The organism is Streptomyces sp. NBC_00286 (assembly GCF_036173125.1).
Classification (GTDB): domain Bacteria; phylum Actinomycetota; class Actinomycetes; order Streptomycetales; family Streptomycetaceae; genus Streptomyces.
Genome location: NZ_CP108054.1, coordinates 2,899,288 through 2,912,672, shown reverse-complemented (window position 1 = coordinate 2,912,672; position 13,385 = coordinate 2,899,288). Strand labels below are relative to the sequence as shown.

The 13,385-nt window shown below is 68.9% G+C and carries 10 protein-coding genes and 1 pseudogene; 5 read left to right on the top strand and 6 right to left on the bottom strand.

Going from position 1 to position 13,385, the window contains the following annotated elements; genetic code table 11:
- The first annotated feature begins 3 nt into the window (after positions 1–3).
- The 3 genes and pseudogenes from cimA to OHT21_RS13030 all read left to right on the top strand — a co-directional run bounded on the left by cimA (position 4) and on the right by OHT21_RS13030 (position 5,448).
- Positions 4–1,629 (top strand): citramalate synthase, encoded by a 1,626-nt coding sequence (cimA, locus tag OHT21_RS13040; protein WP_328768428.1) that lies wholly within the window; start codon positions 4–6, stop codon positions 1,627–1,629.
- Positions 1,630–1,956: 327 nt separating this feature from the next.
- Positions 1,957–3,996 (top strand): annotated as a pseudogene (locus OHT21_RS13035) (glycoside hydrolase family 3 protein); the annotation flags it as partial.
- A 123-nt stretch (positions 3,997–4,119) separates the two neighbouring features.
- On the top strand, positions 4,120–5,448 hold the full coding sequence (locus OHT21_RS13030; RefSeq protein ID WP_328768426.1) for a hypothetical protein: 1,329 nt from the start codon (positions 4,120–4,122) through the stop codon (positions 5,446–5,448).
- Between the two features lie 191 nt (positions 5,449–5,639).
- Here OHT21_RS13030 and OHT21_RS13025 read toward each other — a convergent pair whose 3' ends face one another.
- From OHT21_RS13025 to OHT21_RS13010, 4 genes are all read right to left on the bottom strand, one after another.
- Positions 5,640–6,422, bottom strand: a complete 783-nt coding sequence (locus tag OHT21_RS13025; protein ID WP_328768425.1) for a S1 family peptidase — start codon at positions 6,420–6,422, stop codon at positions 5,640–5,642.
- Positions 6,423–6,720: 298 nt separating this feature from the next.
- The gene (locus OHT21_RS13020; RefSeq protein ID WP_328768424.1) at positions 6,721–7,593 is read right to left on the bottom strand and encodes an alpha/beta hydrolase; all 873 of its coding nucleotides are present in this window, start codon (positions 7,591–7,593) and stop codon (positions 6,721–6,723) included.
- Between the two features lie 108 nt (positions 7,594–7,701).
- Positions 7,702–8,196 (bottom strand): N-acetyltransferase, encoded by a 495-nt coding sequence (locus tag OHT21_RS13015; protein ID WP_328768423.1) that lies wholly within the window; start codon positions 8,194–8,196, stop codon positions 7,702–7,704.
- Between the two features lie 195 nt (positions 8,197–8,391).
- Complete coding sequence (locus OHT21_RS13010; RefSeq protein ID WP_328768422.1) at positions 8,392–9,561, bottom strand: Cmx/CmrA family chloramphenicol efflux MFS transporter; 1,170 nt, start codon at positions 9,559–9,561, stop codon at positions 8,392–8,394.
- 389 nt (positions 9,562–9,950) lie between these two features.
- On the opposite strand from OHT21_RS13010, the gene OHT21_RS13005 reads away from it, so the two are divergent.
- Positions 9,951–10,826: an aminoglycoside phosphotransferase family protein gene (locus tag OHT21_RS13005; RefSeq protein ID WP_328768421.1), complete on the top strand. Its 876-nt coding sequence runs from the start codon at positions 9,951–9,953 to the stop codon at positions 10,824–10,826.
- A 121-nt stretch (positions 10,827–10,947) separates the two neighbouring features.
- On the top strand, positions 10,948–11,562 hold the full coding sequence (locus OHT21_RS13000) for a YdeI/OmpD-associated family protein (RefSeq protein ID WP_328768420.1): 615 nt from the start codon (positions 10,948–10,950) through the stop codon (positions 11,560–11,562).
- Here OHT21_RS13000 and OHT21_RS12995 read toward each other — a convergent pair.
- Positions 11,559–12,284 carry a hypothetical protein gene (locus OHT21_RS12995; protein ID WP_328768418.1) on the bottom strand — a complete coding sequence of 242 codons (726 nt, stop codon included), beginning with the start codon at positions 12,282–12,284 and terminating at the stop codon, positions 11,559–11,561. The genes OHT21_RS13000 and OHT21_RS12995 overlap by 4 nt on opposite strands.
- A 194-nt stretch (positions 12,285–12,478) precedes the next feature.
- Positions 12,479–13,081, bottom strand: a complete 603-nt coding sequence (locus OHT21_RS12990) for a YceI family protein (protein WP_328768417.1) — start codon at positions 13,079–13,081, stop codon at positions 12,479–12,481.
- Between the last annotated feature and the right edge of the window lie 304 nt (positions 13,082–13,385).

Genomic DNA, 13,385 nt, shown 5'->3' with positions numbered 1-13,385 from the left:
GAGATGACAGACGCAACCGACGAGAATCAGGGCCTCTCCCACGTCGACGACGACTTCCACGTCTTCGACACAACGCTGCGCGACGGTGCGCAGCGCGAGGGCATCAATCTCACCGTCGCGGACAAGCTGGCCATCGCACGGCACCTGGACGACTTCGGCGTGGGCTTCATCGAGGGCGGCTGGCCCGGCGCCAACCCGCGCGACACCGAGTTCTTCGCCCGCGCCCGGCAGGAGATCAACTTCAAGCACGCCCAGCTCGTCGCCTTCGGCGCCACGCGCCGCGCGGGCGGCAAGGCGGCCGAGGACGCCCAGGTCAACGCGCTCCTCGAGTCCGGTGCTCCCGTCATCTGCCTGGTCGCCAAGTCCCATGACCGGCATGTCGAGCTGGCCCTGCGCACGACGCTCGACGAGAACCTGGAGATGGTCCGCGACACGGTGGCGTACCTCCGCTCCCAGGGCCGCCGGGTCTTCGTCGACTGCGAGCACTTCTTCGACGGCTACCGCGCGAACCCCGCGTACGCGAAGGCCGTCGTACGGGCGGCCTCGGAAGCGGGCGCCGACGTGGTCGTGCTCTGCGACACCAACGGCGGCATGCTGCCGGCCCAGATCCAGGCCGTGGTCGCCACGGTCCTGGCCGACACCGGCGCCCGGCTCGGCATCCACGCCCAGGACGACACGGGCTGCGCGGTCGCCAACACCCTGGCCGCGGTGGACGCTGGCGCGACGCACGTCCAGTGCACGGCGAACGGGTACGGGGAGCGGGTCGGCAACTCCAACCTGTTCCCGGTGGTGGCCGCGCTGGAGCTGAAGTACGGCAAAAAGGTCCTCCCCGAGGGCGCGCTGTCCGAGATGACGCGCATCTCGCACGCGATCGCCGAGGTCGTGAACCTGACCCCGTCCACCCATGAGCCGTACGTAGGGGTCTCGGCCTTCGCGCACAAGGCGGGACTGCACGCCTCCGCCATCAAGGTCGACCCGGACCTGTACCAGCACATCGACCCCGAGCAGGTCGGCAACACCATGCGGATGCTGGTCTCCGACATGGCGGGCCGGGCGTCGATCGAGCTGAAGGGGAAAGAGCTGGGCATCGACCTCGGCGACGATCGCGAGCTGGTCGGCCGGGTCGTGGAGCGCGTCAAGGAGCGCGAACTCCAGGGCTACACGTACGAGGCCGCCGACGCCTCCTTCGAGCTGCTGCTCCGGGCGGAGGTCGAGGGCAAGGTCCGTAAGTACTTCGAGGTGGAGTCCTGGCGGGCCATCGTCGAGGACCGCCCCGACGGCAGCCACGCCAACGAGGCCACGGTCAAGCTCTTCGCCAAGGGCGAGCGCATCGTCGCCACGGCGGAGGGCAACGGTCCGGTGAACGCGCTGGACAAGACCCTGCGCGTGGCCCTGGAAAAGATCTACCCCCAGCTGGCCAAGCTGGACCTCGTCGACTACAAGGTCCGCATCCTGGAGGGCAAGCACGGCACCTCCTCCACGACGCGGGTCCTCATCTCCACGTCGGACGGTACGGGGGAGTGGTCGACGGTGGGCGTGGCGGACAACGTGATCGCCGCGTCGTGGCAGGCCCTCGAGGACGCGTACACGTACGGGCTGCTGCGGGCGGGGGTCGAGCCCGCGCAGTGACGTGCGGGGAGGCGGCACGGGCTCGTGCGGTGACGTGCGCTGAGGCGGAACCGGCTCGCGTGGTGAGCGTGCGTGGGAGGAGCCTGCGTGGGAGCGGTTCCGCATGACCTCTTGACGGGTTTCTGGGACGCCACTTGACTCTCGTTCTGCTGCCCAAATGACTGAGCCAGTACGAGAGTTGACCACCCCGCGTCCCGAAGCCCGGCCGAAGGGAAAGTCATGCGCAGAGCCGCCCTGCTCGTCTCCGCCTCACTTTTGGCGGGCCTGCTGCCGTTGGCCTCGTCGGCTGCCGTCGCCGACGAGGCACCGCAGCGGATCAGCAAAGACGCCCCCTACCTCAACGCCAAGCTGCCGATCAAGAAGCGCGTCGCGGACCTTCTTCCCCGGATGACCCTGGAGGAGAAGGTCGGCCAGATGACCCAGGCCGAGCGCGGCGCCGTCACCGACCAGAGCGACATCGCCACGTACGGCCTCGGCTCGATCCTCTCGGGCGGCGGCTCCACGCCCACGCCGAACACTCCCGAGGCCTGGGCCGAGATGATCAACTCCTTCCAGCGCAGCGCCATGTCCACCAGACTGCGGATCCCGCTGATCTACGGCGTCGACGCCGTACACGGCCACAACAACCTCGCCGGCGCCACGATCATGCCGCACAACATCGGCCTCGGTTCGTCGCGCGAACCCCAACTCGCGTACGAGGCCGCCAAGGTGACCGCCGCCGAGACCCGCGCCACCGGCATCCCCTGGGACTTCGCCCCCTGCCTGTGCGTGACCCGCGACGACCGCTGGGGCAGGGCGTACGAGTCCTTCGGCGAGGACCCGGGCCTGGTCGAGTCCATGGCGACGGTCATCCAGGGCCTCCAAGGAGCGCCCAGCGGCAAGGACCTGAAGCGGAACGACAAGGTCCTCGCCAGCGCCAAGCACTTCGTCGGTGACGGCGGCACCGAGTACGGCTCGTCCACGACCGGCACGTACACCATCGACCAGGGCGTCACCAAGGTCACCAGGAAGGAACTGGAGGCCGTTCACCTGTCCCCGTACCAGGACGCCGTGGACCGTGGTGTCGGCACGGTCATGCCGTCGTTCTCCTCGCTCGACATCGTCGGCGACGGCAAGGGCGCGGTGAAGATGCACGCCCGCGCGGACATGATCAACGGCGTCCTCAAGGACCGTATGGGCTTCGACGGCTTCGTGATCAGCGACTGGGAGGCGATCAACCAGCTCCCCGGGGACTATGCGAGCGACGTCCGTACGTCCATCAACGCGGGCCTCGACATGATCATGGTCCCGAACGCCTACAAGGACTTCCACAAGACACTGCTGGACGAGGCGAAGGCGGGCCGCGTCAGCGAGAAGCGGATCGATGACGCCGTCTCGCGCATCCTGACGCAGAAGTTCAAGCTGGGGCTCTTCGAGAATCCGTACGCCGACACCAGCGGGGCATCGAAGATCGGCTCGCCCGGACACCGCGCCGTGGCGCGCGAGGCGGCGGCCAAGTCGCAGGTGCTGCTGAAGAACGCGGGCGGCGTGCTGCCGCTGAAGAAGTCGCAGAACGTGTACGTCGCCGGGTCCAACGCCGACGACATCGGCAACCAGTCCGGCGGCTGGACCATCAGCTGGCAGGGCTCGTCCGGGGACATCACGGAGGGGACGACCATCCTGGAAGGGATGCGGAAGGCCGCTCCGGGCTCCACGATCACGTACTCCAAGGAGGCCACGGCCCCCACCTCCGGCCATGACGTGGGCGTGGTCGTCGTCGGCGAGACCCCGTACGCCGAGGGCATGGGCGATGTCGGCAACGGCCACGACATGGTGCTGAGCGCCGCCGACCAGGCCGCCGTGGACAAGGTGTGCGGTGCCATGAAGTGCGCGGTACTGATCGTCTCCGGCCGTACGCAGGTCATCGGCGACCGGCTCGGCGACATCGACGCCCTGGTCGCGTCCTGGCTGCCGGGCACGGAGGGCGACGGCGTCGCCGACGTGCTCTACGGGAGGCGGGACTTCACCGGGCAGCTGCCCGTCACCTGGCCGAAGTCGGAGGCACAGCTGCCGATCAACGTCGGGGACGCGGCGTACGACCCGCAGTTCCCGTACGGATGGGGCCTGACGACGCTGACGAAGGCGCCCGGCGGCGGGGCCGCGACCCTGAAGGGCCTCGCGGTCGCGGCGGCCGTGGCCGAGCGGATCGGGTCCGAGGAGGCGGGCCGCAAGATCGTCACCAAGGCGCGGCTGCTCGTGCAGCAGAAGATCGGCTCCGGGATCAACCAGGCGGTGGCGAAGCCGTTCGCCGAGGCCGACCGGCTGCTGCTGGCCGGGCGGTACGGGCAGGCGGTGGCGAAGCTGACAGCGGCGTACCGGGCGGCGTGACGGGCGCGGCGGCGGCGTGCCGGGTGACGTGACGGCGCGGCGGTGTGACACAGGGGGACGGTGCATGCGCCCGGCGTGCACCGTCCACCCCACTTTGCGCCGCACAGGAGTAACTTCGAAGGTATGAAGGCCGCACTCAACCGTGGACTGACCGTACTGGTGATCGCGTTCGCGGCCTTGGCGGTGCTCTCCGTCGGGGCTACACGCGCCCATGCCGCCACGGACGTGTCGGCGGTCGCGGAGGCTCTGAAGGAGAGCCCCGTGTACGTCGACCCGTCCATGTCCGGGCAACTGCCGAAGTCCGAAGCCGCCGCACTGGCCGACAAGATCGAGGACGCCGACAAGCCGGTCTTCGTCGCGGTACTCCCCGCCGACTTCCCGAAGCAGGACCTCTTCCAGAACCTGCGCACGGCGACCGGGGTCACGGGTCTGTACGCGATCCGGCTCGGTGACGAGTTCAACGCGAGGGCCGACTCCGTCGTCCTGCCGAAGGACGGCGTGCAGAACCTCGTCACCAGTGTCCGAGGCCAGGACACCGAGACGCAGCTCGACAACTTCACGGACCGCGCACTCGCCAACGTCGGCGGCTCCGCCCCCAGCAGCTGGACCGACGGCGGTAGTGCCGACCCGACCGGCGTGCTGATCGGAACGGGCGTCGTGCTCGCGGCCGGTGGCGCGGGCGCCTACACGCTCGTACGCCGCAACCGCCGCAAGAAGGAAGAGGAGCGGCAGGCCGCGCTCGAGAAGCTGCGCGTGGTCGTCGACGAGGACATCACCGCGTTCGGCGAGGAGCTCGACCGGCTGGACTTCCACCCCGCCGAGAAGGGCGCGGACGACGCGATGCGCGCCAACTACGAGCGCGCCCTCGACGCGTACGAAGAGGCGAAGTCGTTCATGGCCTCGGCCCAGCGCCCCGAGGAGGTGCGCGCGGTCACCCAGGCCCTGGAGGACGGCCGCTTCTCGCTCGCCGTGCTCGCCGCACGCCGTCAGGGCCGTCCGCCGCCCCCGCGCCGGGCGCCCTGCTTCTTCGACCCGCGCCACGGCCCGTCGGTCGCCGACGCGACGTGGACACCGGACGGCGGCACCCCTCGCGACGTCCCGGTCTGCGCCGCCGACCGCACCCGCCTGGCCGAGGGCCTCGAGCCCGTCGCCCGCGAGGTCGACACCGACACCGGCCGCCGCCCCTACTGGGAGGCGGGCCCGGCCTACGGCCCCTGGGCCGGCGGCTACTTCGGCGGCGGCATCCTCCCCGGCCTCCTCATCGGCACGATGCTCGGCTCGATGATGGCCAGCCCGTCGTACGCGGCCACCTACGGCTCCGGCTACGGCGACTTCGGAGGCGGCGGCTACGAGGGCGGCGACGTCTCCGGCGCCGACTTCTCCTCCGGTGACTTCGGAGGCGGGTTCGGCGACGGCGGCTTCGGCGGGGGTGACTTCGGGGGCGGCTTCTGAGGCGTCCCGAATGGAGTTACGGGTAACGGGAAACGGGTCCGGCGCGGAGAGCGCCGGACCCGCGTGCGTCCGTACGAGGCGAAGTCGGTCGGCGATCGTACGAGGCTTATGCCGGGCGTTCGGTCGTACGAGGCGAACGTCGACCGTACGAGCCTTACGCCGGGCGTTCGCTCGTACGAGCCCGACTTACGTCAGAGAGAAGCCGCCGCCGAAGCGATCGCCGAGGCGAACGCGGAGACCTCCGTGTAAACGCCCGGAGCGTTCGGCTGGGCGCAGCCGTCGCCCCAGCTGACTATGCCGACCTGGATCCAGTCACCGGCGTTGTCCTTGCGGAACATCGGCCCGCCGGAGTCGCCCTGGCAGGTGTCGACGCCGCCCTCCTCGAAGCCGGCGCAGATCTCTTCGCCCGGCACGAGGCCGCTGTAGTAACCGCCGTAGCCCTCACACGTGGCGTCGTCGATGAACGGCACGGTCGCCTTCAGCATGTATCGCTGCTGGCCCCCGCCCTGGGTGGCCGCACCCCAGCCGGCGACGGTGAAGTCACCGGTGTTGTACTGGCTGTTGGTGGCGATCTTCAGCGTCGGCAGGTTGATGGGCTGAGCGAGCTTGATGAGCGCCCAGTCCTTGCCGGTGCCGTTGTAGCCGGGGGCCTGGAGGACCTTGGTGGAGCGGACCTGGACCCGGCCGTTCGTGCTCTGCAGGTCCACGACGCCGGCGGTGGCCGTGATGCTGGTGTTGTTGCCCGAGCCGTTCACGCAGTGCGCGGCGGTGAGCACGATCTGCTGGGTGTAGAGCGAACCGCCACAGCCCATGGACAGCCGCACCATGAACGGGAACTCGCCCTGCGCGGCGCGGGTTCCGCCCACGACCGGCGGGGTGGCGGCGCTGGCGCTGACGGGCTGCAGGCTGACGATCGCGAGGGCGGCGGCGCCGAGAACGGCACATCTCTTGAACGCCTTGAGGAGCTTCTTCAACGTGATGCCTTCCGTGGGGGGTTGGGCACTGATGTTGAGAGTTGATGTTGGGGGTCGAATGACATCCATGGATGTCAGGCACATGCCAAAGAAGTAACAGACGATCGCGCCCTCAACGGCATGAGCTGGGGATTTCTGTTGGAGGATTATGAGAACGCGGTGCACGCCACCACAAGGCACGAATTCCGGCCACGCGTGTCCGATTCCCGGGCGGGAGCGTCCCGTTCGATCACCCGCCCCCGCCGCCCGCTCAATCGCACGCCCCTTCCGCCCGCTCAACTGACGCCGGGCCCACCGCTCACGAAGGTGGCCCAGGACGCGTGGTGAGCGTGGCGAGTTCGCCCAGGACTCGGGCCGCCGACGCCGGTTCGACCAGCCATTTCAGGTGGCTGCCCTCGAGAGTGCGGACGTCGTACGGGTTGTCCGGCGTCAGCTCGTTGCCCTCGCGGATCAGCCGGTCCTGCAGGGCGAGTGGCATGCTCGCGTCGTCGGCCAGGCGGACGAAGGTCTTCGGGACGCGGCCCCACGTCGCGGCCTGCGCCCGGTCGGTGGAGGCGCCTACGTCCAGGTTCTCGTCAGGCTGGAAGGTGCTCAGGAAGGTCAGGAACTCCTCGTCGGTGCCGTCGGCGAGGAAGGCCGCTTTGAGTGCCGCGAGGGCGTCGGGATCCGCGGTGCGGAAGTTGACGCGGAGCAGGCCGAGTTCGGCGGGGTTCCCGGCCATCGCCATGGCCAGAGAAGCGGCGTCGAACGTGGCCATCTCCGGCTCGGCGTAGTAGTCGCCGGCGTCGAGAGCGACCGGGCACCAGGCCGCGACATAGACGATGCGATCGATCAGGTCCGGCCGCGCGTTGGCCGCGGCCGTGGCCGTGACGCCGCCACGGCTGTGGGCGACGAGGATCACGGGGCCGTTCCGCTTGGCCCGTTCCAGGATCCCGATCAGGTGCGCGGCGTTGTCGGCGAGCGTGACACCCTTGATCGAACCGGGCGCGGTGGCGAGACCGTCCAGATCCTGCGGCGCCTGATAGGCGCGGGTGAAGGTAGCCCCGAAGCCGTGACCGGGCAGGTCGACGGCGACCGAACGGTGTCCCAGGAGGCCGAGTTCGGCCTGGAGCGGCGCCAAGGAGAAGGAGTTCGCGAAGGCTCCGTGAACCAGTACGAACGTCGGTTGCATCTGTCTACTCACTCTTCACTCTCTGGTCGCTGCGCCCTGTGTGGCGCACCGTCCCGCCGAAGCGACGTCTTGGTACGTGGCAAACGCTTCTGAGGATCCGGGGGTGGTTCAGCCGACATCCGGCAGAGCCAGCCACTCCTTCCACGACAGATCCCGCCCGATGAACCGCGGCCGCTCAAAGGGCCACGCCTCCTCGATCCACCGAGGCACGAACGCGTCGAGCTCCCGCTCCAGTTCACTCCCGACGACGTCGTCCACCACCCACCACGAGACCTCGGCATCAGCGCCCGCCTTCTCCGGCGGATCGATGTAGACACACCCGTACTCGGTGGTGCCCGCCGCGTCGAACAACACGTAATTGAACGACTCATGGGCGGCGATCTCAGCCGCATGCCGCTCAAGATCCGCCTTGTTCGCCTCATACGTGATGGTGGCGGCAGGCCATCCCCAGGCCTCCCCGAAGATGCTCCACAACCGCTCCCGCGACCCCATGACGGCGGGATAGTCGATGGGAGCGTCGGCTCCACTGATCGGCCGGAGGTACTGCCCACCTGGCAGTTCGACACGTACGGGATGGACGAAGTCCGAGGGAAGCCAGGTCATGGCGGAAGGGTACGGGCGAAGGGCTGGTCCCGCACCGGGTTAACAGCCGGATGGCCAACCCCCTCTGCCGAGAGGCGAGTCGCGAAAGCGTGACACTTTCCGGGAATGTGTCACGCTTTTCGCGGAGAGAGCGCCTGGACCTTCGGGGCATTCTCGTACGTGAGGACGGGGCGGAGCACTGTTCGACCTCGTTGGTCACACGGGCGGCGCCGCCGGAGCCGCGACGGCCCGACTCCGGCGGCCGGCCACTCCCACGACGAGGGCCACACCCACGAGCCCGGTACTCACCCACAGTGGCGAGCGATAACCGAACCCCGCCCCGATCACGACGCCACCGACCCACGGCCCCACCGCGGCACCGACATTGAACGCGGCCGTGGCGAAACCGCCCGCCAGGGTCGGTGCGTCAGCCGCCGCGTACAGCGCCTGGGAGATCAGCGTGGACCCGACGGCGAACGAGAGCGCGCCCTGAACGAAGGCGAGCACGACCGCGGCCACCGGATTCCCCGCTGTCAGCGCGAAGATGCCCCAGCCGACCAGCAGCGCCACCCCACCGACCACAAGGAGCGGTACGGGCCGGACATCAGCGATCCGCCCCCCGACACTCACCCCCACAAACGACCCCAGCCCGAACAGTGCCAACACGACGGGCACCCAAGCGGCCCCGAGCCCGGTGACCGAGGTGACCATCAGCGCGAGATAGGTGAACGTGCAGAAGGTCGCTCCGTTCACCAACGCACCCAGAAGCAGGGCCAGTTGAAGCCGAGGCCCGCGCAACGCCCGTACTTCCTGGCGCACGCTGACACGCGCGACGTCGGGAACCCCACCCGGCACGGACCGCAGAATCGCGAACAGGGCCGGTACGGACAGAACGACCACGGCCCAGAAGGCCGACCGCCATCCCCACATCTGCCCCAGCAAAGCCCCACCGGGGACCCCCGCCACACACGCGACGGGAACGCCACTGAGCAGCACGGACGTGGCCCGCCCCTTTTCCTTCGCGTCGACCATCCCGATGGCCGTCACGACAGCGACGGCAAGAAACCCGGCGTTGGCCAAGGCCCCCACGACCCGGGTGACCAGCAGCACGCCGAAGTCACTGGTGAGCGCCCCCACCACATGGACAACCAGAAAGGTCCCCAGAAACCCCAGCAGCGACCCACGCCGAGACCACCGCCGACTCACGACGGCCATCAACGGCGCCCCCACGATCATCCCGACAGCGAACGCCGAGGTCAGCGACCCGGCAGCCGGAACGGACACGCCCAGATCCCGCGCGATGTCCGGCACCAGCCCGGACAACATGAACTCAGAAGTCCCCTGAGCGAAGACAGCAAGCCCCAACAGATACAGCCCAAACGGCATGAAGAACTCCGCACACCCGAAAACGAACACGGCCGACGGCACGGCGTTCCGGCGACGGTGAGAGGTGACGTGGATCGTCGATCTTCGACCGCTGATCGCGAAGCTTCAGTCCAACATCCCAAACAGCCACCGGAGAGCCGGTGGCCGGAGTCTTGACGCCTCAGGACTGGACATGAGGGGCAGATTAGTTACGCCCGCTGCCCCCGGTCCAGTCAATTAACGCCGGGTCCGCCGCTCACGAACGCAGCCCAGGACGCGGGGCGACGGTGAGAACGAGGCCGGAAGGGACCGCCGCGGATGAACGATTTCCCGGCGCCCAAGGGCCGCCCCACATCCGGATCTTGACGAAGCACGTGCCCCGGCGCCGACAGGGCACGCAGACTGGACCGGTGATCGACATCACCGAGGAACTCGTGCGCACCCTGGTCTCGGACCAGTTTCCCGAGTGGAGTGACCTTCCGGTCGAGCCCGTGGCACGCCAGGGCTGGGACAACCGGACCTTCCGGCTCGGCGAGCAACTGGCCGTACGCCTGCCGAGTGCGGAGGGGTACGTGGCCGCCGTCGAGAAGGAGGACCGCTGTCTGCCTGTCCTGGCCGGGCACCTGCCGCTGCCCGTACCGGAACCGGTCGCCGTAGGCCGCCCGGCGGCGGCCTACCCGTTTCCCTGGTCAGTACGGCGCTGGTTGCCGGGAAACACGGTCGAGGCGTCGACGGACATCGGCCGAACCCGGCTGGCCCGCGACCTCGGCGGCTTCCTGACCGCTCTGCGCCAGGCCCCTGCCCGGCAGGGCCAGGCCGCCGGTGTCCACTCCTACTTCCGTGGCTGCCACCCCAGCGCCTACGGAGATCAGGTCGAGTCCGCCCTCGACAAGCTCAAGGGAGTCGTCGACGTAGCTGCCTGCGAGGCGATCTGGGCGAGCGCGCTGACCTCGGCCTGGCCCCTGCCACCGACGTGGTTCCACGGCGACGTCGCCGTCGGCAACCTGCTTGCCACCGACGGCGCCCTGTCCGCCGTCATCGACTTCGGCACGTCCGGCGTAGGCGACCCCGCCTGCGACCTCGTCATGGCCTGGACGTACTTCGAGGGCGCTGAGCGAAAGGTCTTCCGCGAGTCCGTCGGCCTGCCCGACGAAACCTGGCGCCGAGCCCGCGGCTGGGCCCTGTGGAAGGCACTGGTGACCATGGCCGGCCTGTCCAGCCCCGATCCCGAGGGCTTCCAGAGCCGGGTGCTCGTCCAGGTTCTCGAGGATCCGGTCGTCGACTGACTGACGTCTCGTCCTGATGGTCGTCAGGGGAAGTGTATTTCCGGCAAACGTACTTCCCTAAGTGCACCGACGCTGGGCTAGTAGGACAGAAATTGTCCTATGCCCGCCCTACCGTGCCCTCATGGACACTCTCGACGGCCTGGAGATCAAGGTTTTCGGCAGCGCGGAACAGCTGGACGCCTGGCTCAATGACCATGCCGGGAATGAGCGGGGGATCTGGCTGAAGGTCGCCAAGAAGGGCTCGGGCCGGACGACCGTCACTGCGGCGGAGGCCCTCGACGTGGTCCTCTGTCATGGGTGGATCGACGGTCAGCGTCGGCGCCATGACGAGACGTACTTTCTGCAGAAGTACACCCCTCGCCGGCCGCGCAGCGAGTGGTCCATGGTGAACGTGCGCAAGGTCGAGGCACTCACGGCGGCCGGGCGTATGCGGCCCCGTGGGCTCGCGGAGGTGGCGGCGGCCAAGGCGGACGGGCGTTGGGCGGCCGCGTACGAGTCGCAGCGGAACGCCACGGTTCCGGACGATCTGGCCGCCGCGCTGGAACGCGATCCTCGCGCGAAGCAAGCCTTCGAGCGGCTCGGCAGGACCGGGCAATACCAGGTCATGCTGGTGCTGTTGAGGGCCAGGACTCCGGAGGTCAGGGCCGCTCGGCTGGAGAAGGCGATCACCGAGCTGGGATCAGCCGGGCGCCAGGGTGGCCCGGGTCCAGGGCGGCCGGGGCCGGACAGACCCTAAGGCCGACCAGCCCCCGTCCAACGCCGAAAAGCCCCGGTCAAGCGCGCCGTCCAGCCTTCCTCCTGCGCGCCCTGCCCGTCAGCCTTCGTGTCCGGCGCATCCTTCGCGTACTTGATGAGCTGGGAGAAGTCGATCGCTCCGGGATCCCCGTGTTGATTTTCCGGGACATGCGTATGCCCGCAGACCCCTCTGAAGTCGTTCCACTCCGCGCTGCTCATCCGCTGCCCGCCCTCGTTCCCGTACGACTTCGGGTAGGCGGGCCACTCCTTCGGACCGGACAGGGGTACGTCGTGTTCGGCGTGCATCCAGGCCAGGAAGCGGGCGACGCCTTGCAGGGCCCAGTCGGGGGCCTTCGGCCAGTAGATGTGTGACTGGCCCGCCTCCTCCCACTTGGCGTGAGTGCTCGGGTCGCAGGTGCCGACGAGTTCGAGCTGGCAGACGTTGAGCGCGTTCGTCTCCACGCCGCCCGACTCGTTGACCAGGGCGCGGGACGAGGTCTCGATGTCGAAGTGCTGGTACCAGCGCAGCTTCTTGGCCGCCAGGTCCGGCACCGCCGTGAGGTTCGGGGCCGAGGCTCCGCCGCCGTAGTCCGGCAGGGTGCGGCCCTCCGTGGTGTGCAGGACTACGGCGTTGACCTCCATCGCGTCGCCGCCGTACTCGTCCTGGTACCAGTGCTTCCGGCTGGCGTAGGGGTAGCGCTGCGGTCCCGTCTTCGTGCTCAACTGCTTCTCCTGGAACTGGACTTCCCTGGACTCCCCATGCCGGGTCGCCAGGAACTTTCATCGTGCGTCAACAGCCGTACCGGGTACGGCTGTTGCACGTTACGCACACAAAAAGGTCGCAGGAGTTCCGCCCGGCAGGCCGGCCCAGAGCGGCGGGCCGTGACGGGGCGTGAGCAGAGACAGATCCCCAGGGATCAGCCGGCGTTCTTGATCGCCGAGATGTCGAAGTTCAGCTTGACCTTGTCCGAGATGAGCACGCCGCCGGTCTCCAGCGCCGCGTTCCACGTGAGGCCCCACTCCGAGCGCAGGATCTCCGCCTTGCCCTCGAAGCCGACGCGCTCGTTGCCGAAGGGGTCCTTCGCGGAGCCGTTGAACTCCAGGTCGATGGAGAGCTGCTTGGTGGTGCCGAGGATCGAGAGGTCGCCGGTGATGCGGTAGTCGTCGCCGCCGAGGGACTCCGCCTTGGTGGAGCGGAACGTCATCGTCGGGAACTCGTCCGTCTTGAAGAAGTCGGCGCTCTTGAGGTGGCCGTCACGGTCGGCGTTGCCGGTCTCGATGCTGTCCATCTTGACGTCGACGGTCGCGGTCGAGCGGGACGGGTCGCTGCCGTCCAGGTGCAGGGAGCCCGAGAGGTCGGTGAAGCTGCCCTTGACGTTGGTGACCATGGCGTGCCGGGCGACGAAGCCGATGGTGGTGTGGGACGGGTCGATGGTGTAGTCGCCGGTGAGGGCGGACAGGTCGGCGGTGGGGGTGGCAGTGGCGGTGTCGCCGGCGTCCTTGTTGCTGAAGAGACCCATGACTGGCTCCTTGGGGGACGAGCCTCGGCGCTGCACCGAGGCTGGTTTAATCTTCAACGAGGTCCCCGTGGGAAGTATTCCGGGTCTCAGGAAGTATCAGGAAGCATTTCGAGCCCCACGCGGACAGGACCCACGCGGACAGGACCCACGCGGACAGGACCCGCGCGGACAGGACCCGCGCGGACAGGACCCGCGCGGATAGGTCCCACGCGGGCACGGGAGTCGCGGGGTCGCTCGTACGGGGCACATTGAACCATCGGCGGCCTCGGGCGCCGGACCGGCCGGTTCCGGTCCCCACCAGGCC